This is a genomic window from Agrobacterium sp., from assembly GCF_059499945.1.
Genome location: NZ_JCABZP010000016.1, coordinates 319012 through 339464 on the forward strand (window position 1 = coordinate 319012; position 20453 = coordinate 339464).

Sequence of the window (20453 nt, forward strand, 5' to 3'; positions counted from 1 at the left end):
GGAACGACCACCAGAAAACGGGAGACTATCTATGGCACTGAAACATTACGGATTGGCGCTTTGCGCCTTCGCATTTGCCGGTTCCACTGCCCTTGGCACGGTGGCGGCACACGCCGCCGACAAGGAGATCAGCTGGATCTATTGCGGCGACAAGATGGACCCCATCCATGAAAAATACATCAAGGAATGGGAAGGCAAGAATGCCGGCTGGAAGGTCGTTCCGGAAGTCGTCGGCTGGGCGCAGTGCCAGGACAAGGCAACCACGCTCGCTGCCGCCGGCACTCCGGTCGCCATGGCCTATGTCGGTTCGCGCACGCTGAAGCAGTTCGCACAGAACGACCTCATCGTTCCGGTGCCGATGACCGAAGACGAAAAGAAGACCTATTATCCTAACATCGTCGACACGGTTACCTTCGAGGATACGCAGTGGGGCGTGCCCGTCGCCTTCTCGACCAAGGCGCTCTATTGGAACAAGGACCTCTTCAAGCAGGCCGGTCTCGATCCGGAAGTGCCGCCGAAGACCTGGGCTGAAGAGATCGCCTTTGCGAAGCAGATCAAGGAAAAGACCGGCGTCGCCGGTTATGGTCTGCCCGCAAAGACCTTCGACAACACCATGCACCAGTTCATGCACTGGGTTTACACCAATAACGGCAAGGTCATCGACGGCGACAAGATCACCGTCGACAGCCCGCAGGTTCTTGCAGCTCTGAAGGCCTACAAGGACATCACGCCTTACTCCGTCGAAGGTCCGACGGCCTACGAGCAGAACGAAATCCGCGCCATCTTCCTCGATGGCAAGGTCGGCATGATCCAGGCGGGATCGGGTGCCGCAACCCGCCTGCAGGAAACCAAGATCAACTGGGGTATCGCAACCCTGCCGCTCGGCCCTGAAGCCAAGGGTCCCGGCACGCTGCTCATCACCGACAGCCTCGCGATCTTCAAGGGAACCGGTGTCGAAGAAAAGGCGACCGAATTCGCCAAGTTCATCACCTCGCCCGGCCCGCAGGGTGAATACGAACTGCAGGGCGGCGCTGGCCTCACCCCGCTTCGTCCGTCGCCCAAGGTTGATGAATTCATCGCCAAGGACCCCTTCTGGAAGCCGCTCATCGACGGTATCGCCTATGGCGGTCCCGAGCCGCTTTTCACTGACTACAAGGGCTTCCAGGACACGATGATCGAGATGGTGCAGTCTGTCGTTACCGGCAAGGCAACACCGGAAGATGCCGCAAAGAAGGCCTCTGCAGCTCTCGAGCAGTACAAGTAATCCACATTGATACGGTTGCGGGCGCAGGTCGCCCGCAACCCCATAATCCGCCGCGAGAATGCCTGCCGTTATGACGGAAGGGGCGTCTCGTGTTTTTCAACCGTTCCGGTTCGACGCGATTTTTCCGTGTTGCGGAACGTCTCTGAACGCAGCCTGATGTCGGCTGGTGACGGGAGAGGCAAGTTTTGGGTCAGCTTTATCTCAACAACGTCCGCAAGAACTATGGACATTTCGAAGTCATCAAGGGCGTTCAGCTCGACATCAGGGATGGCGAGTTCGTCGTTTTTGTCGGCCCCTCGGGATGTGGCAAATCCACATTGCTGCGTATGATCGCCGGCCTTGAGGATATTTCCGCCGGCGATATCGTCATCAACGGTGTGAAGGTCAATGACTTGCCGCCGGTGAAACGCGGCATCGCCATGGTCTTCCAGTCCTATGCGCTCTATCCGCATATGACGGTCTTCGAAAACATCGCCTTTCCCCTCCGAGTCGAAAAGATGGAGGAGGCCAAGATCAAGGAAAAGGTCGAGGGTGTCGCCAAGATCCTGCAACTTGACCAGCGCCTGCAGCAGCGCCCCGGCATGTTGTCCGGCGGCCAGCGCCAGCGTGTAGCGATCGGCCGCGCCATCGTTCGCGAGCCGAAGATATTCCTGTTCGACGAGCCGCTTTCCAACCTTGACGCCGCACTTCGCGCCGACATGCGTATCGAGCTCACCAATCTGCATCGGACGCTGAAGGCGACGATGATCTACGTGACGCATGACCAAGTGGAAGCCATGACCATGGCCGACCGCATCGTGGTGCTGAATGCGGGCGAAATCTCCCAGGTCGGGGCGCCGCTGGAACTTTACCACAAGCCCGCAAACCTGTTCGTCGCCGGTTTCATTGGCAATCCGAAAATGAATTTCCTGAAGGTCACCTGCAAATCCGTCAGCGCCGATGGTGTGACCGTGGAGTATGAGGGCCAGACAATCACCGTGCCGGTGGAGCCGCGCGCCGGTCTTGAAGGCACGCAGCTGACGCTCGGCATTCGCCCGGAACATACCGGTCTCGAAACGGCCGACCTGAATATCAAGGTCGCGCCCAGCGTTATCGAGCGGCTGGGTGTAAATACGATCGCTTATGGCGTCGCGCCCACGGGTGAAAATTATTGCGCGCTTCTTTCCGGTTCCGCGCCGGTTGTTGTCGACGAACTCATCGTCACCGGCATTAAGGCGTCGGACTGCCATCTGTTCGATGAAAGCGGCACAGCGCTGGAACGGCGCGTCGATCTCTCCGTCCTCAAGCTGATACAATAAAGGGCAGGAACCGGGCCATGAAATCTGTCTCCCCATGCCCGGTTTTCTCTGACGAGATCCATTTTCGTCGGTTTTCTTCTTCGTCTTCCAGACGAAAAAATAACGCCGGGCTTTCGGCCCGGCGTTCGAAACTGTCTGCCAAGTCCGTTGGATCAGGGCATAGGATTGGGCATGTAGCCGGTGAAACCGCTGATCTTCCAGCGGCCCTCATGCAGCCGGCAATAATAGAGCGTCTGCCATTTCATCACGTCGAAGCTGCCATCGGCCTTGCGAAGCCCGCCGTCGAACTTCTTGCGGACCAGCGCGGTCTCGCCTTCCACTTCGATTTCTTCCAGCGTGGTGGTCGTGAAGATCGCACCCCGCGGGTCTTCGGCGAATTGCTGTGTCTGGAAATCCTGCGCCTGCCGCAACCACTCGTCGCGATAGGCCTCAAGCGATGGGAAGGACAGGCGCCAATTGTCCGGGTTTGCATCCCGGTTGGCGTTGATGCCGAGAAAGCCGTCCTCGACGAAATCATCCGCGACCTTCGACCAGTCGGCAGTAAGGAATGCGTCGATGTCCCGCGTCACCAGCATCTCCCAGATAGAATGGCGGGCGACGTCCGTTGCGGGAAAGGGGTTTTTGAAGGGGTCACGCATGGTTTGGGTCCGTTTTTGAAATTATTTTCAAGATTTGGAGTTTTCTCTGGTGAAGATTGTTGGCATATGCTCATCTATCAATCAACAGAGAAAATAATTTTCAAATCAGAGGTGTCCGTCGTGTCGTCAATGGGACGAAACAGGATCGATTCAGGGGGCTATGCGGTTGACGGGCGCGCTTTATTAGGGTGCATCGGTAACGGAGCCAAGGCTTAAGTTTTGGCGGAACGGAGACCGGTGAACATGGATATTTTCGCAAGGATACAGGAAGACAGGGGGCAGTTCTCGCAATCGGAACGGCGGATCGCCGATATTCTGGTTTCGGACTTCGAATTCGCCGTCAATGCCTCGATCATCGAGCTTGCGGCCCGCGCCGAAGTATCTCCGCCGACGGTGACGCGGTTCTGCCGGCGTCTCGGCTGCCAGAGCTTTTCGGATTTCAAGGTCAGCCTCGCCAAGACGGCCTATGTGGGTATCCGATATCTTACCTCCGAGCCCTCCAGCACCGGCCCTTCCGATGTCGCGGAGGAGGTGCTTGCCAAGGCGCAGGAAGCGCTTTTCCTGCTGCACAGGACGCTCGATCCCGCTCTGGCCGATGAGGCCGCGATCAGGATCGCCAATAGCGGCATGATCTACGCCTTCGGCGCGGGCGGCAATTCCTCGATGATCGCTTCGGAAATCCAGAACCGGCTGTTCCGCCTGGGTCTGCGCGTTTCGACCAGCGCCGATCACAGCATGCAGCTGATGATGACCGCCGCTGCGCGCAAGGAAGACGTCATCATCGGTTCGTCCTTTTCCGGCCGCAACATGGAACTGGTGAAATGTTTCAGGCTGGCGCGGGAAATGGGGGTTACCACCATTGCACTCACCCAGAGCGACACGCCTGTTGCCGCGGCTGCGGATATGGTGGTGGCCGTTAATGTACCCGAGGGAAACAATATCTTCCGCCCCACCTCATCGCGCTACGCCTATCTGGCCGCCGTCGATGTTCTGGCGACGCTTGCTGCCTATCACCAACGGCAACGGTCGATGGTGACGTTGCGTCATATCAAGCAGCAGCTCGTGGAACATCGTGACCCGGATGACAAGCAATTGCTCGGTGATTGAGGGCGGTATGCCGAAAAACACAGGCTGCTTTGCCGGAGACCTCGCTTTGTGGCGGGTCGTAAAGCTTCAAGGGAGTTGTAGGAGATGAAGGACAGGAAAGACCAGCTCGCCGTCGTTACCGGCGCGGCAGGTGATATTGGTCGGGCAATTGCTGCGGCGCTCGCTGAAAGCCATGCAAAGGTAGTGTTGGTCGATATCGATCCCGACGCTCTTTCGGGCGCGCTATCCCTGCTTTCCGGTCCCCGCTTCGTTGCGAAAACCTGCGATGTCACCGATCCGCAGGACCTTGAGAGGCTGGCCGCCGAGGTTGCGGAACTGGGTGATGTCGCGACCCTCGTCAACAATGCGGGTGCCGCAAGGGCGGTCAGCCTGCATGACACGACCGCCGACATATGGCGCAAGGACAATATCCTCAATCTGGAAGCCCCGTTTCTCTGCTTCAGGGCTTTCGAGGGGGCGTTGAAGCGTACCCAGGGGTCGGTGGTCAACATCACCTCCGTCAACGGCATGGCGGTATTCGGCCACCCTGCATATAGCGCGGCAAAGGCCGGGCTGATCCATCTGACCAAGCTGATCGCCGTCGAATACGGCAAATTCGGCATCCGCTCCAACGCCGTTGCGCCGGGCACTGTGCGCACGCAGGCATGGGAGGCGCGGGCCGCCGTCAATCCTCAGGTCTTCGAGGAGGCGAAGCACTGGTATCCGCTGCAGCGGATCGTGCGACCTGAAGATGTGGCCAATGCGGTTGCTTTCTTGGCCGGCCCGCAGGCCGCCGCCATCAGCGGCGTGTGCTTGCCGGTTGATTGTGGTCTCACGGCGGGGCAGGCACCGCTTGCCCGGACTTTCTCGCAATCCGAACACTACTGATTAAAACCGTCTCACCGGTTCCAATGCGCAATAAAGGGGAGCATCATGGCGCTCGCACAATATCGTCTTGAAAATTCTTGGCATCCGCTCGCAGAGTCCGCATCCGGCGGCTTTACCTTCACTCTCGTCAATCTTTCCGGCGCACCGCTGAAGGATTTCCGTATCGTTTACACGTCGCTGACGCGGACGGTGGACAAGCCGGTGTGCGGCAATGCCGTTTACCTGCGCCGCAACGCCAATTTCCATGAATTTGCACCGCCGGCGGGCTTCGTGCTGGAGCCCGGCAAATCCTGGCGCTTCACCGTCGATGGCCTGCTGCGGCCCGCAAGGCATCGCACGGATGGCGCGAAATCCGCCTATGTCAGCCTTGCCGACGGAACGCATCGCGCTGTCGATGTCGGTGACCTGATGCTGGATGGGCGTCACAGCGAGCCGGCACCGGTGCTGCTTCCTGAAGGCAAGCTCGATCTGCCCTTTTCCATCCAGCCCTGGCCTGCCGAAATCGATGCGGAACCGGGCGAAGGCTTCCCCGTCGCGCTCTTCCCCACGGAAGATGCAGGCGCGGAAGAGGTGCTTGCGGTGGAAACCGTGCTTTCGTTGTTCCGCAGGCTTTTTGCCGTCGGGCACGTGCCCTTCAGCCTCGCGCCGGTTCATGAGGGAAAACCGCTTCGTTTCAAGCAGCATAGCGGTCTGGAAGCCGAAGGCTATCGCATCACCTTTTCGAAAGACGCGGTCGTTGTGGAATATTCGGCCGCTGCCGGTCTGCAATATGGCTTGACGGTTCTGGCGCAGCTGCTGCATGGCGCGCGCATCGATCCCAAGTTCCGTTTCCCTGTTGCCGGCACCATCAGCGATGCGCCGCGTTATAGCTGGCGTGGCTGCCATCTGGATGTCTCGCGGCAATTCTATCCGACTGATGATGTCGTGCGGCTGATCGATATTCTCGCATGGCTGCGCATGAACCGGTTCCACTGGCACCTGACGGATGATGAGGCGTGGCGTCTTGAAATCAAGGCCTATCCGCTGCTGACCACAGTCGGCGCGACACGCGGTCCGGATGCGCCACTTCTGCCGCAGCTCGGTAACGGGGCCGAACCGGTGTCCGGCTATTACACGCAGGATGAGGTGCGCATGGTCGTTGTGCATGCGGCCGCGTTGAATGTCGAAATCGTGCCGGAAGTCGATATTCCCGGCCACAGCACGGCGGCTCTTGTCGCCTATCCGGAACTGACGGATGGGCAGGAGGCACCGGACAGCTATCGCTCTGTGCAGGGATATCCGAACAACGCGCTCAACCCGGCCATCGAGCCGACCTATGAATTCCTCGGCAAGATATTCGACGAGATGGTTGAGCTCTTTCCGTCGCGGCTGATCCATATTGGCGGCGACGAGGTTGCGGATGGGTCTTGGCTCGCCTCGCCTCTTGCCAAGGCGCTGATGGAAAAGGAGGGGCTGGATGGCACCTTCGGCATCCAGTCCTATTTCATGAAACGTATTCAGGGGATGTTGCACGAGCGCGGCCGCCAGCTTGCCGGCTGGGATGAGGTTTCCCATGGCGGCGGCGTCGATCCGGCCGGAACGTTGCTGATGGCATGGCAGAAGCCGGAAGTCGGACTTGAGCTTGCGCGCCAGGGCTACGACGTGGTGATGACGCCGGGTCAGGCCTATTATCTGGACATGGTGCAGGATGAAGCCTGGCAGGAGCCGGGCGCAAGCTGGGCCGGCACCGTTCCGCCTTCGCATACCTATGCCTATGAAGCCGTCGGCGAATTTCCCGAGGAGTTGAAGGAGCGGATGAAGGGCGTTCAGGCCTGCATCTGGTCAGAACACTTCCTCAACCGTGCCTATTTCAACCATCTGGTTTTCCCGAGGCTGCCGGCCATTGCCGAGGCGGCGTGGACACCAAAAGCGCAGAAGGACTGGTTGCGTTTTTCCGCCATCGTCCCCTTGAGCCCGGTTTATTGAGGGGAAACCGACATGCGTATTGCCGTTGGTGGAATTCATACCGAATGCAGCACCTATTCGCCGGTGCTGATGGGGCAGGAAGATTTTCGCGTCTTTCGCGGCGTCGAACTGCTGGAGGCCGAGTATTTCAATTTCCTCGGTGAGGGCAGGGTGGACGTACTGCCGCTTCTGCATGCGCGGGCGGTGCCGGGCGGCCCTGTGTCGCGCGCGACCTATGACGCGTTCAAGCGGGAATTCCTCGAGCGCCTGAAGGCCGCGCTGCCGCTCGACGGGCTTTATCTCGCCATGCATGGAGCGATGAATGTCGAGGGTATGGAGGATGCGGAAGGTGACTGGATTTCCAGCGCCCGCGCCGTGGTGGGACCGGATGTGATCGTTTCCGCGAGCTATGATCTGCATGGCAATGTCAGCCAGACGATCATCGATCAGCTCGACATATTTGCCGGCTACCGAACGGCGCCGCATATCGACGTGCGCGAGACGATGGTGCGGGCCTGGACGATGCTGCTGAAGGCCCTGAAGACCGGCGAAAAGCCCGGCGTGGCATGGGCGAAAATTCCGGTTCTACTGCCAGGTGAGAAGACCTCCACAGAAGATGAGCCTGCCAAAAGCCTTTATGCGGTTCTGCCGGATCATGATGTGCGGCCCGGCATTTGGGATGCGAATTTCATGATCGGCTACGTCTGGGCGGACGAACCCCGTGCAACGGCCTGCGCCGTGGTGACGGGAACGGACAAAGCGGCTGCACAGGCGGTCGCGAGCGAGATCGCGCAATCCTACTGGAATGCCCGGCAGGACTTTCGTTTCGGCCCCGTGACCGAGCCGCTTGAGGCCATTGTGGATATTGCCGAAAACACCGCAACGCGACCGATCATCCTGGCCGACTCGGGAGACAATCCGACCGGTGGTGGGGTTGGCGATCGCGCCGATGTTCTGGCCGCACTGATTGCGCGCAACTGGCAGGGTGCGCTGCTGGGCGGCATCACCGACAGGCCGGCGGTCGAAGCCTGTTTTGCGGCCGGCGAAGGTGCAACACTTTCCCTGAAGATTGGCGGCAGTCTCGATCCGCAAAGCCCATCGGTCACTGTCGAAGCCGAGGTCCTGAAATTGGACGATTCTGGTGCTGCGGACCAGCGGCAGGCGGTGGTCGCCATCGGTGGCATCACGGTCATTCTGGCGGCGCGGCGCAGGCCTTATCACATGATTTCCGATTTCACCCGTCTCGGCTTCGATCCAAAGGGCGTGCGGCTGCTGGTCGTCAAGTCAGGTTATCTTTCGCCGGAACTTGCACCGATCGCCAATCCCAACCTCATGGCGCTGACGGAAGGGGTTATCAATCAGGATATCGAAAACCTTCCCAATCGCCGCCGGGATGGCGATTTCTACCCATGGAAGCCGCATTTCGACTATACCCCCAAACCCATCCTTTCGGCCCGCTGGCGATGACAGCGGTCCGGTAGCTTTTACCCAGCGATCCGGCGGTGCCGGATCATCTCAGGCGAATCTCCATGCCGTCGGCTCTTTCCATCGTCATCAACAACCCGTCGATCCGCATCGGGGCGCTCGCCATCCTGTTCTTCGGGTTTTCGAATGCGGCGACCGCCCCCTATCAGGCGGTCATCGGCATTCGCGAAATCGGGCTGAGCAACAGCGTCTATTCGCTGTTGATGCTGTTTGCCGCTGTCATCAATGTCAGCGCCAGCGTGTTGATGGGCATCGTCGCCGACAGGCTGGGCGAATATCGCAAGCCAATGCTCTATATCGCGCTCTTCGGTGTCAGCGGTTATCTGCTGGTTTATCTGGCCGGCAACGCCACTGCCTTCGTGGCTGCAAAGCTGGTGCTTCTGCCGATTTTCGGGGCGATGAATTCGCTGATCTTCGCGCATGTGCGTGCGGATGCGCGCAACCTTTCGACAGGTGAAATGATCGCGGTGAACTCGATCATGCGGGCAACCATCTCGCTTTCCTGGGTGCTGGTGCCTGGTATTGTCGGTGTTTTTCTGGTGAATTCCGGCAATATGCTGATGGCTTTCCTGTTTTCGGGCATCTGCGCGCTTGTCTGTTTTCTGCTTGTCGCCTTCTGCCTGCCGCGGGCCGCCACACCGGCATCGGCAAATACCGAAGCGCGGTTCGGCCTGCGCGCCTCGCTTGCGGAAATCGGGTCACGGCGGGTGCTGCTCCGGATCATCGCCATCGCGCTCATCTGCTCGATGCTGCATCTCAACGATTCCGTGCGCTCGCTCATCATAACCGGACAGGCCAAGGGCACGGTGGCGGATATCGGTATTGTTGCGGGTATCGTCGCTGCGCTGGAAATCGTCTTCATTCTCCTCTGGGGCTGGATCGAGAAGAAGGTTCCGCAAACACTGACACTTGCGGCGGGAGCGGGGCTTTATGCCATCTATCTCATCCTGCAGGGGCTTGCTTCCGCGCCGTGGCATATCTACGCGCAGACGGTTATCAGTGCGCTGGGTGCCGCCGCGATCATCAGCATTCCCATTACCTACCTGCAGGAACTGATCGCTGATCGGCCGGGGCTCGGAAGCTCGCTGATTGCCGTCAATATCTTTCTCGGTGCTGGTCTGGGTGCGCTGATTTTTGCCGTTGGAACCCTGGTCTCCAGCTATTCGGGAACTTCCATATTGGGAGCAATCGTGGGGCTCGGCGGCGTTTATATGCTTTACGCGCTTGATGGAAAGGGCCGCCGCAGGTAACGGCCACCCAAATGAAAGAGGTTACGATGATTCTCGAGATTTGTGTGGACGATGTCGCCGGTCTGGAAGCGGCGGTCAGCGGTGGGGCCGATCGCATTGAGCTCTGTGCGGCGCTGTCGGGCGGCGGTGTGACGCCATCGGCGGGTTTCATGCAACGCGCGGCGTCCTGTGGGCTGCCGGTGAGCGTCATGATCAGGCCGCGCGCCGGTGATTTCGTGTTCACACGCGATGAAGCGGATGTCATGAAACGCGACATCGATGCGGCGCGTGCTGCAGGCCTTTCCGGCGTGGTGCTCGGCGCCTCGCGTGACGATGGTTCGCTCGATATCGTTCTGCTCGAGGAATTGCGCCGTCACGCGGACGGGCTGGATGTGACGCTGCACCGGGCCTTTGATGTCGTGCCTGATATGGAAGAGGCCCTGGAAGCTGCCATCACGTTGGGGTTTCCAAGAATTCTCACTTCCGGCGGCGCGCGTTCGGCGCTTGAGGGGATGGAGGCTCTGGCGCACCTATCCGAGATGGCCGCAGGCCGGATCGTCATCATGCCCGGTGCCGGCGTGCGTCCGCAGAGCGTTCAGACATTGCTGGATCGCTTTCCGATCACGGAAATCCACGCATCCTGTTCCGCCGTTCCATCCTTTGATCCGGAAAGCAGGGTGGCGAAGCTCGGTTTCACCGGCGCAGGGCGCAAGGTTACAGATGAGGCGGCGGTTCGCGAGTTGAAGACGATCCTCACCGCTCATCATAAAGGCGGCGCAGCGCTCTAGCCGTTCCGGCCGCGCCATCGAGGTCGAGCGTGATCGTGCCGGGTGCTGGCAAGGCCAGTGCTGCCTTGATGGCATCGGCCATCGGTTGCGCCGAAATATCCTTCTCCTCCAGCACATGCGCCAGCCCCAGTCGCGCCAGTCGTTCGGCACGGGCGCTCTGTTCGGTTTCGCCCCCGGCCGCGAAGGGGATCAGAAGCGAGCGGCATTTTGCCTGAAGAATATCGCAGACGGTATTATAACCGGCCTGTGAAACCGAAAGCCGTGCCCCGGCGAGCAAACTTGCGAAATCCTTGCGGAAACGGAAGACGGACACATTCTCGGCCGCCTGCGCCGAGATCGCATCGAAATCCGCTTGCGGCATGTTTGGACCGGTTACGAGGCACCAGTTCTTGATGCCACCAAGCAGAGGGGCGGCCTCGATAGCAGCCCGTATGAGTGTTGCCCCTACGGCGCCGCCGCCTGCGGAAACCACGATGTCGAATTTCTCCTCCGGTTCCGGCGGCGGAAGGGGGGCGACGAGCCCGGTATAGACGATGCGCTGGCTGATTTCGCCGGTGAGGGGAAAGGTGTCTTCCAGCCGGGCGAAATCCGGATCGCCATGGACGAGCACTGCATCGAAATGTTTCTTCACCAGCGACACGGTCTCTTCGTCCCGTCCCGGTTTGGTTTTTTCCTGAAGAATATCGCGCAGCGACGCCATGACGAGGGGGCGCGGTTCGCTGTCCTCAATCTCGTCCAGCAGCGGCAGCAATTCAAATCGCACCTGCCTGCGACCGAAAGGGAAAGCCTCGATGATAACGATATCGGGTTTGGCGCCGTGATAGGCCCCGATCAGCATATCGGTTCTAAGCCTCTTGAAGTTGTCATCCACCGGTTTGCCGGAACTGTCGACTAGGCCGGCAAAGTTGCCGTCGCTAACGGCGATGGGCGGCAATTCGACATGGCGGATGCCCTCGCCCGGAAAGCCCGGGACCGGAGTGCCGCCCGTCACCAGAACCACATCAAAACCGTCCGCCTGAAGGGCTTTGGCAATGCGGCTGGCGCGGGCGATATGGCCGATGCCGAGAAGGTGCTGGACGTAAAAGAAGACGCAGGGGCGTTTTTCCGTATCGGTCATGGCGTTTTTTCCCACTCGGTCTCGAACAGGGCCTTCAGTTCGGCAATGCTGGTGCGATGGTCGAAGGCGGTGCGCACACGGTTTTCGGCTGCACTGCCAAGACGCTGGCGCAATTGCGGATCGGTGATGGCCATGCGCAGAGCCTCTGCGAAGGCGGCCGGATTTTCCGGTTCCGTCAATAGGCCGTTTTCACCACTGACGAAGAACTCCGGAATGCCTGATATGTTGGTGGAGATGCAGGTCAAAGCCTGGCTCGCAGCCTCGACCAGCACATTGGGAAGGCCATCGCGGTCGCCATCGCTGGTGATGCGGCAGGCAAGAGCGAAGAGGTCTGCTTCCCGGTAATTCTCCAGCACCTGCTTCTGGTCCATGGCGCCGGTCCAGACGATCCTGTCGGCAATGCCGAGTTCGTCGGCAAGTTTCTTCAGTGCGGCCAGTTCATCGCCGCCGCCGATATGGGTGAAACGCCAATGGATATTCTGGGGAAGCGAGGCGAGCGCGCGCAGCAGAATATCGATGCCCTTTTTCTTGACGGCTCGGCCGACGCTTAAAATCCTGACAGGATCATCGGCGTCCGATCCGTCCCTTACCGGGCGCGGTGTCTCGAAATGCGGGAAGCGGGTGAGATCGAGGCCATGATAGCTCAGATGCACATTCTTCTTGGCCCCGGAAAGTGTCTGCAGATGCTGAAAACCGCCGGCGGTGCAGGTCACGGCCCAGCGGGCGCTTTGCAGCTTGGCGGCAAGGTCGCGGTCGTTCGAGGTCCAGATGTCCTTCGCGTGCGCCGAGATCGTCCAGGGCGTGCCTGTCATCAGATGGGTATAGGCGGCGACCGAGGCGGGCGTGTGGATGAAGTGAACGTGCAGCCATTCGGCATCTTCCGGCCATTCATGCGCGAGCACCGCGGCCTGCCCGAAACGGCGGAAGCGGTTGCGGCTGAGATCATGCGGCAGGTCGCTGAAAAAGCGGCGAAGCGCTTTGGTGAAGCCCGGCTTTTTGCGGCAGGCCCATAGCGCCCTCAGAACGCGCAGCGGTTCCTCGTGCAGATACTCCGGCAAATAGGTAACGGGCGCGCGGATTTCATCGTGAACGGGATGGCGCTTCTTGTCCGTGGGCCGGCGCATCGACATGAGTTCGAGCTTCAGGCCGGCCTTTTCCAGCCCGAGAAGCTCCTGAGCTATGAATGTCTCGGACAGGCGCGGATAGCCCTTGAGGAGCACCACGATTTTTTTTGTATCGGTCACGTTGCGCGTGTCTCTTTTGAAGTGGTGTTTGTCGGGGAACCGGTCACGCGGTTAGCGTGATCGGCGCCTTGTCGCCCTCGGGCGGCAGCCATTCGGCGATCCGGCGCGATATGTTTTCCAGACCATCCAGTTTCAGCCCGCGCGCATTGACGGAAGGGGGCGCGCGGTTTGGCAGCGCTTTCAGTGCCGCCGCCATTTTTGCGGGGTTCTCGGCATCTTCCGGTAGAAGCATGTCGAAAAGGCCAAGCTCCGAGGCGCGGCTGGCGCGGATAAGCTGCTCTTCGCGCGGCACCGTGCGCGGCACGACGAGGGCGGGTTTGTCGAAAGACAATATCTCGCAGACGGTGTTGTATCCGCCCATCGAAACAACGGCCTGCGCGCCGGCGACGAGATCTTCCATGCGATTGTCGAACTCGATGATCTCGATATGCGGAATATCGGCGACGCTGTTCATGAAGCGCTGGCGCTGATCCGCCGGCATATAGGGGCCGAGCACCACCAGCGCCTTATGCGTCAGTTCGCTGTCATGGCGATAGGCGTTGATGACGTCATCGATCAATTCGCTGCCATCACCGCCGCCGCCGGTGGTGACGAGAAGGTAATCGCCTTCCGGCCGATGCGATACGGTTTCGGCCTGCGTCTTGGACCTTTGCAGGAAACCGACGAAATCCATCTTGTCTCGAACGGTGTGCGGAACATCGAGCCCCGTCAGCGGATCGTGGAAATCGGGCGGGCCATAAATCCAGACGTGGTCATAGAACTGGCCGATCTTTGTCATGACATTGTTGCGCTTCCACTCCGCTTCGAGCAGCTGCGGCGCATCCATGACGTCGCGCAGGCCGATGACGAGCTTGGTGCCCTGTCCCTTGAGATAGGCGAGCGTTTCCTCCACCTCGCCACGCAGGCCCATGGGCTCCTTGTCGACGATGAAGATATCCGGCTGGAAGCTTTCAGCGGTGTGATAGATGATGGAGCGGCGCATCTTCAGCGTTTCCTGAAGATCGATATGCCTGTCCATCGAGGTATATTCACCGTTGCGCAGTTTGATGACGCTCGGGATTTTCACGAAATCGACGCGGGCGCGATAATCGAAGGCGCCGGCAATCGTCGCACCTGAAATGATGAGGACGTTGAGGCCGCGATAATCCTCCACCAGAGCATGCGCAATCGTGCGACACCGCCGCAGATGGCCGAGGCCGAAGGAATCATGGCTGTACATGAGAATGCGCGCGTCGTTCAAACGGGAGCTCATGGGCCAGACCTCTTTTTGCCTTTCACGATGAAGGCGGCGTCGGAAGGGCAGTGTATCAAGACGTATTCCATTTTATTTGAAGGGGTCCGCAGCATCACGTAGTCCGTCACCGAAGAAATTAAAGGCCAGAATGACGAGAACGACCGGGATCGTCGGTATTAGAAGCCACGGATATAGCGCAATGACGCTGACGCTGCGCGCCTCTGTGAGCAGAATTCCCCAACTTGTGATCGGTGGTCTGAGACCAAGCCCGAGAAAGCTCAGTGCGGTCTCGCCCAGGATCATGCCTGGAATTGTCAATGTGGCAGAGGCGATCAGGTGTGACATAAAGCCGGGAATAAGGTGTCTGCCGATGATGCGCGGCGTGCCCGCGCCCATCAATTGTGCAGACAAAACATAGTCTTCTTCGCGAAGCGCCAGCAGTTTTGAGCGCACGGCGCGCGCCAGCCCCGTCCAGTCCAGCATGCCGAGAATGATGGTGATGCCGAGATAGACGAGGATGGGGCTCCACGTCACCGGCATGATGGCCGCAAGCGCCAGCCACAGCGGAATGCTCGGGATGGATTGCAGGACTTCAATCACACGCTGGACAATCAGATCAAAGGTGCCGCCGCGATAACCCGCGAGACCACCGATCACAATGCCGAGAACGAAGCTCATGGCGACGCCGAGAAGGCCGATGGTCAGCGAAATACGGGCGCCATAGATGATACGGGAGAGTACGTCACGGCCGAGACGATCCGTGCCGAGCAGGAACATTTCACCGCCTTCGGCCGGGCAAACGAGATGGGTTCTGCCCTCGAACAGGCCCCAGAAGTGATAGGTATCGCCCTTGCAGAAGAAACGCAGCGGCTGGATATCCGTCGGCACGTCCCGATAGACCCGTCTCAGATTGTCCATGTCGAGCGTCATTTCCCGGCCGTAAACGAAGGGGCCGACAAATTTTCCGTCATTGAACAGGTGAATGGCCTGCGGTGGCGCGTAGATGTGCTCGATATTGCGGGTATGGAGGTTATAGGGCGCGAGGAATTCGCTGATCAGGATCGAAAGGTAAAGCACCACCAGAAAAGCGCCGGACCAGACCGCGATCTTGTGCTGACGGAACTGCCACCACATGAGACGCAGCTGCGAGGCCTTGCTGAAGGCCGCCATTCCTGATGTGTTGGGTTCGATCAGCGACGGGTCGAAGGGCGCGGTCGAGACATAGTGGGGCAGCGCTTCGCCGGGGTTCGGAATGGATGAAGTCATTTGACGTTACCACCTCCGAAGCGGATTCGCGGGTCGAGTATGGCAAGGGCGATATCCGACACCAGAACGCCGATCACCGTCAGGAAAGCAAGGAACATCAGGAACGAACCGGCCAGATACATGTCCTGGCTCTGCAGCGCCCTGATGAGCATGGGGCCGGTGGTTTCGAGCGACAGGACGACGGCGGTGATTTCCGCGCCTGATATGATCGCAGGCAGGATCGAGCCGATATCCGAGATGAAGAAATTCAGCGCCATGCGCAGCGGATATTTGGTCAGCACCTTGAAGGGATGAAGCCCCTTGGCCCGGGCCGTCACCACATACTGCTTCTGCAATTCGTCGAGCAGATTGGCGCGCAGGCGGCGTATCATGCCGGCCGTACCCGCCGTTCCGATGATGAGGACGGGAATCCAGATATGTTCGAGGATCGATTTGAGCTTCGCCCAGCTCATCGCCTGGCTCAGATATTCCCGGTCCATCAGGTGGCCGATGGAGATGCCGAACCAGATATTGGCGAAATACATCAGGATCAACGCCAGCATGAAATTGGGAATGGCGATGCCGAGCAGGCCGAGGAAGGTGAGCCCGTAGTCACCCCAGCTGTATTTGTGCGTGGCGGAATAGATGCCGATTGGAAAAGCGAGGATCCAGGTGACGATGATGGTGACGAAGGACACCAGAACCGTCAGCCACAGGCGGTCTCCAACCACATCGCTGACCGGCAGCTGATATTCGAAGGAATAACCGAAATCACCGACGAGCATGCCGGTCGCCCAGCGGAAATAGCGGATCGGTGCCGGTTGATCGAAGCCATAGCGGACGCGCAACTCCTCGATTTCGGCAAGGTTCGCCGTTTCGCCCATGGCACGCAGCTCTGCGACGTAGCTTTCGAAATAATCGCCCGGCGGTAGTTCGATGATGGTGAAGACCAGCATCGAGATCAGGATCAGCGTGGGGATCATGACGAGGATGCGCTTTAAAATATACCGCAGCATATCAGGCGTCTCCGTCATACCAGAAGGCATCCGGCATGTAGACGCCGAGATAAGATGTGGGTTCGTAACCGAAGAGCGCTTTGTCCGGCACGTTTCGCATGCGTTTGACATGGACGACAGGTTGCAGCGCGCCGTTGACGATACCGATGGAAAACACCTGCTGCGTATAAATCCCGAGCATCTCCAGCCAGATGGCCTGACGTTCTTCCTCGGTGACGCTTCTGCGCCATTTTTTCAGGAGATCGAGCAGGTGCGCCGCTTCCGGCAGGTCAGGTTCCTTGCCCTCGCGGCCGCCGGAAAGATAATGGATGCCCCAGACTGGCCATTGCAGCTGGTCGTCACCGGTGGGCGCAAGGCCGGATGGCAGCATGTCCGGCGTCGGCACACCATTGTCCATGCCCATCCATACCGACATCAGCACCTCGCCGCCCATGGCGCGTTTGCGGAAGACATCGCGCTGGGTGGGGCGCACGGAAACAGCAATGCCGATATGCCGCCAGTGATCCGTCACTAGCTCCATCACGTCGGTTTCGAGCGTGCTTTCGCCTGTCGTCTCGACGATGATATAGGCCGGACGCCCATCCGGCAGGAGCCGGAGGCCAGCGCTGTCGCGCCTGTCGAGACCGGCTTCATCGAGCAGCCTGTTGGCGGTTGCGCGGTCGAAGGCGCTCCAGGCGTCCGCAAATTCCTGCCGGTAAAGCGGGCTTTCCGGCAGAACGGTATCGGCGCTCTCCTTCGCCAGCCCGTAAAAACAGACCATGTTGATTTCGTGCCGGTTGATCGCAAGGGACAAAGCACGGCGCACGCGTACGTCCTGAAAAGCGCTGCGCCAGACCGGATCGGCGCAATTCAGGTTGGGCAGAAGCGCGATGCGTGAACCCTGGGAGCGCTTGTAGAGGTTCACCTTCAGAGGAAAACGCTTTTCCGCATCCTTCAAAAAGGTGTAGTCGGCGAAATCGAGGCCAAAATATTGCAGATCGCTGTCGCCGGAGGCCGTCTTGGCCGAGATGATATCGGACGAGGTGACGTTCAGCAGGAACCGGTCGAGATAGGGCAGTTGCAGGCCGTTTTCATCGACGCGATGATAATAGGGGTTGCGTTCGAACACGAACTGTTCGGCTGGCGGCGCGGTTGTGTTGCGCCAGGCATCCAGTGTCGGCAAAGCAGGATTTTCCGGGCGCACCTGCCGCGACATCTTGATATGCAGCCCGCTCCAGTCATCCGCCTTGTTTTTCTTGATGAGTTTGGCGAGATTTTCCGCAGTCTGATATTTGACGTGGAACTGCTTCATGTAGGCGGCGGGAAGGAACAGCCGCGCCGGTGAGGCGGCTGCGAGCTTCGCCAGAAAATCCGGGTTGGGGCCGTCCCAGCTGTAACGTACCGTCAGCAGGTCAATGACCTCGATCAGGGGTGGTTTGTTGTTGACCAGAAGTTCGATCGGAGGACCGCCCTTGTGGATTTCCTTGTTGAGGGCGACATCCTCCCAGAAATAGCGGAAATCCTCAGAGGTGAAGTCGCTGCCATCGGACCATTTGTGGCCCTCGCGCAGCTTGAAGGTGAAGATGCGTTCGTCCTGAACGTCGTAGCTTTCCAGAATATCCGGATGAAGCTCGAATTTTTCGTCATAACCGACGAGGCGGGCATAGCTGCTGATCGGCATCAGCCTGATATCACGCTGGCCGCCAATGAGCATGCGCACCGAGCCGCCATGTTTTCCTGGCTCACGGCCAAGCGCTTTCATGTCGATGACACGCGGGTTTTTCGGCAGCCGTTCGGCTACGTCGGGCAATTCGCCCTTTTCCCGTTTTTCCTTGAAATAGGCGGGGTCGGTATAGGCGGCTCGCGCATAGGCCGGCAGGAAAACGGAGGCCAACAGGGCAAGGGTGGTGCGGCGCGTGATCAAGGGCGAAGCTCCCGGATGTCGGCATTGCCGTTTGCGAGAACGAAATGGCCGTCGCCCAGATCGGCGGAGATCATGTCGCCATCACCCTCATCGCGGAACTGCTTGCCCCAGTCGAATTTGCCCGTCGCGCTGATCTTGCCGATGGTGCGGAAATCAAGCGGACGGTCGAGATCGGGGAAAGGCACGGCTGCCAGCAGCGATTTGGTATAGGGGTGAACCGGAGAGCGCATCATGATTTCCCGCGGCGCCAGCTCGACGATGCGGCCCTCGCACATCACGGCCACGCGGTCGGCCATGTAATCCACCACCGCCAGATTGTGCGAGATGAAGAGATAGGTAAGCCCGAGGTCTTTTTGCAAATCCTTGAGCAGATTGAGGATTTGCGCCTGCACGGAGACATCGAGGGCGGAAACGGGTTCATCGCAGATCAGCAGTTCGGGTCCGAGCGCCAGGGCTCTGGCGATACCGATACGCTGCCTTTGGCCGCCCGAAAAACTGTGCGGATAACGATTAAGCGCGCTTTCTCCAAGCCCGATAGCCCTGACGAGATTGCGGACTTTCTCCGCGCGGTACTTCGCATCGCCCCGTCCGTGGATTTCGAGCGGCTCGCTCAGAATATTGCCCACCGTCATACGTGGAGACAGCGACGATATCGGGTCCTGGAAGACCATCTGTATCTTCGACCGCAGCTCCTTGAGGTCGCCGTCCTTCGCATTGAGGACATCGATATCGCCCTGCGGGCGATGAAAGGTCACCGAGCCTTCATCCGGGCGCACGGCGCGCATGAGGATTTTGCTGACGGTGGTTTTGCCGCTGCCGCTTTCGCCGACCAGGCCGAGGCATTCTCCGCGGCGGATTTCAAAACTGACGCTGTTGACCGCTTTTGTGGCGTTGGCGTCACCCTTGCGGAACCAGCTGGATTTGCGGGTTGTGAAGGTCTTGCTGATATTGTCCACGGTCAGAAGCGGGCCGGGAGTTTTATTGACCGCGGCGGTCTTTTTGCCGACAAGGCTTTCGTGGTCAATGTTGATTTCACGCAGCGCCTTCAGCCTTTCGCCGGGCTTCATGTCGAAATGCGGCACGGCGGCCATCAGGCCCTTGAGATAGGGATGGCTTGGCGACTTGAAAATGTCATCGACCGTGCCCGCCTCCATGATCTCGCCCTGATAGATCACGGCGACCTCGTCGGCGATATTGGCCACTACACCGAGATCGTGGGTGATGAGCAGCATGCTCATGTTCAGCCGGCTCTGGAGATCGCGCAGGAGCTTCAGGATCTGCGCCTGTATCGTCACATCAAGCGCCGTCGTCGGCTCGTCGGCGATCAGGAGCGCGGGGCGACAGATCAGCGCCATGGCGATCATGGCACGCTGGCGCATGCCGCCCGACAATTCGAAGGGATACATGTTCACGACCTTCTTGGGTTTGGAAAACCCAACGAGATCGAGCGTTTCATACATTTTTTCCGCACGTTCGGCCGGCGACAGGATGCTGTGGATTCTGAGCGCCTCATCGATCTGGTTGCCGATCGTATGCAGCGGCGAGAAGGACGTCATAGGCTCCTGAAAAATCAGGCCGATGCGGTTTCCGCGTATTGAACGGATTTCCCGCCCGTCCTTCGGCAATTGCAGCAGATCGATAGGGCCGGCTGCAGCATTTTCCGGATCGGTGAACAGCACCCGGCCGTTCACGCGCGCCGTCTTGGGATGAATGCCCATGATGGTCTGGCCGATGACGGACTTTCCCGAGCCGGACTCGCCAACGAGAGCAGTGACTTTTCCCGGAAGAATGCGAAGGCTGGTACCCCTGACGGCATCGATGGTGCCGCCCATCAGAGAAAACGAAACCCGCAGATTTTCAATACGGAGCAAATCTGCGCCTGCGCTCATGCCAAAGGGTTCCTTGCCGTCTCTTTATTGTTACGTTGTGACAATTGCTCAGGAGGGCTTAAATCCACGTTATCGCAGGGTTTGTTGTCTGTCTATGCCTCTGAAACATCGAATTGTTTAGCAAATTCAAAGCCGGCTTCCGAAATAGGGCGGCTTGCCTGACAGCTCCTGTTTCGTGATATGTT

At 59.3% G+C, this 20453-nt stretch carries 16 protein-coding genes; 8 read left to right on the top strand and 8 right to left on the bottom strand.

The window, feature by feature from the left end; genetic code table 11:
• Window positions 1-31 precede the first annotated feature (31 nt).
• Both AC5I5B_RS20810 and AC5I5B_RS20815 read left to right on the top strand, forming a co-directional pair.
• Window positions 32-1264 (top strand): extracellular solute-binding protein, encoded by a 1233-nt coding sequence (locus tag AC5I5B_RS20810; RefSeq protein WP_003516773.1) that lies wholly within the window; start codon window positions 32-34, stop codon window positions 1262-1264.
• Window positions 1265-1449: 185 nt separating this feature from the next.
• A complete protein-coding gene (locus AC5I5B_RS20815; RefSeq protein WP_111834667.1) occupies window positions 1450-2562 on the top strand; it encodes an ABC transporter ATP-binding protein in 1113 nt (370 codons plus the stop codon).
• Window positions 2563-2714: 152 nt separating this feature from the next.
• Here the strand turns inward: AC5I5B_RS20815 and AC5I5B_RS20820 are convergent, their stop codons facing one another.
• Window positions 2715-3200 (bottom strand): hypothetical protein, encoded by a 486-nt coding sequence (locus tag AC5I5B_RS20820; protein ID WP_060725424.1) that lies wholly within the window; start codon window positions 3198-3200, stop codon window positions 2715-2717.
• Window positions 3201-3443: 243 nt separating this feature from the next.
• On the opposite strand from AC5I5B_RS20820, the gene AC5I5B_RS20825 reads away from it, so the two are divergent.
• The 6 genes from AC5I5B_RS20825 to AC5I5B_RS20850 all read left to right on the top strand — a co-directional run bounded on the left by AC5I5B_RS20825 (window position 3444) and on the right by AC5I5B_RS20850 (window position 10620).
• Window positions 3444-4307 (top strand): MurR/RpiR family transcriptional regulator, encoded by an 864-nt coding sequence (locus tag AC5I5B_RS20825; protein WP_003504906.1) that lies wholly within the window; start codon window positions 3444-3446, stop codon window positions 4305-4307.
• Window positions 4308-4391: 84 nt separating this feature from the next.
• Window positions 4392-5174 (top strand): SDR family oxidoreductase, encoded by a 783-nt coding sequence (locus AC5I5B_RS20830; RefSeq protein WP_035264434.1) that lies wholly within the window; start codon window positions 4392-4394, stop codon window positions 5172-5174.
• Between the two features lie 45 nt (window positions 5175-5219).
• Window positions 5220-7139: a beta-N-acetylhexosaminidase gene (locus AC5I5B_RS20835; protein ID WP_099085849.1), complete on the top strand. Its 1920-nt coding sequence runs from the start codon at window positions 5220-5222 to the stop codon at window positions 7137-7139.
• Window positions 7140-7151: 12 nt separating this feature from the next.
• On the top strand, window positions 7152-8585 hold the full coding sequence (locus tag AC5I5B_RS20840; protein WP_111834668.1) for a M81 family metallopeptidase: 1434 nt from the start codon (window positions 7152-7154) through the stop codon (window positions 8583-8585).
• 62 nt (window positions 8586-8647) lie between these two features.
• Entirely contained in the window at window positions 8648-9853 is a 1206-nt protein-coding gene (locus AC5I5B_RS20845; protein WP_020808536.1) for an MFS transporter, read from the top strand.
• A gap of 26 nt (window positions 9854-9879) precedes the next feature.
• Window positions 9880-10620, top strand: coding sequence for a copper homeostasis protein CutC (locus AC5I5B_RS20850; protein ID WP_107677601.1), 741 nt, complete (start codon window positions 9880-9882; stop codon window positions 10618-10620).
• Here the strand turns inward: AC5I5B_RS20850 and AC5I5B_RS20855 are convergent.
• The 7 genes from AC5I5B_RS20855 to AC5I5B_RS20885 form a co-directional block, all read right to left on the bottom strand.
• Window positions 10586-11737 carry a glycosyltransferase family protein gene (locus tag AC5I5B_RS20855; protein WP_020808534.1) on the bottom strand — a complete coding sequence of 384 codons (1152 nt, stop codon included), beginning with the start codon at window positions 11735-11737 and terminating at the stop codon, window positions 10586-10588. The genes AC5I5B_RS20850 and AC5I5B_RS20855 overlap by 35 nt on opposite strands.
• Entirely contained in the window at window positions 11734-12981 is a 1248-nt protein-coding gene (locus AC5I5B_RS20860; RefSeq protein WP_020808533.1) for a glycosyltransferase, read from the bottom strand. Before AC5I5B_RS20860 ends, AC5I5B_RS20855 begins: the two co-directional genes overlap by 4 nt.
• Window positions 12982-13024: 43 nt before the next feature.
• Window positions 13025-14233: a glycosyltransferase family protein gene (locus AC5I5B_RS20865; RefSeq protein ID WP_003504889.1), complete on the bottom strand. Its 1209-nt coding sequence runs from the start codon at window positions 14231-14233 to the stop codon at window positions 13025-13027.
• 72 nt (window positions 14234-14305) lie between these two features.
• The gene (locus AC5I5B_RS20870; RefSeq protein ID WP_111793058.1) at window positions 14306-15481 is read right to left on the bottom strand and encodes an ABC transporter permease; all 1176 of its coding nucleotides are present in this window, start codon (window positions 15479-15481) and stop codon (window positions 14306-14308) included.
• A complete protein-coding gene (locus tag AC5I5B_RS20875; protein ID WP_003504887.1) occupies window positions 15478-16476 on the bottom strand; it encodes an ABC transporter permease in 999 nt (332 codons plus the stop codon). Before AC5I5B_RS20875 ends, AC5I5B_RS20870 begins: the two co-directional genes overlap by 4 nt.
• Window position 16477: 1 nt before the next feature.
• Window positions 16478-18379: an ABC transporter substrate-binding protein gene (locus AC5I5B_RS20880; protein WP_060725431.1), complete on the bottom strand. Its 1902-nt coding sequence runs from the start codon at window positions 18377-18379 to the stop codon at window positions 16478-16480.
• Entirely contained in the window at window positions 18376-20268 is a 1893-nt protein-coding gene (locus tag AC5I5B_RS20885) for an ABC transporter ATP-binding protein (RefSeq protein ID WP_099085853.1), read from the bottom strand. Before AC5I5B_RS20885 ends, AC5I5B_RS20880 begins: the two co-directional genes overlap by 4 nt.
• Between the last annotated feature and the right edge of the window lie 185 nt (window positions 20269-20453).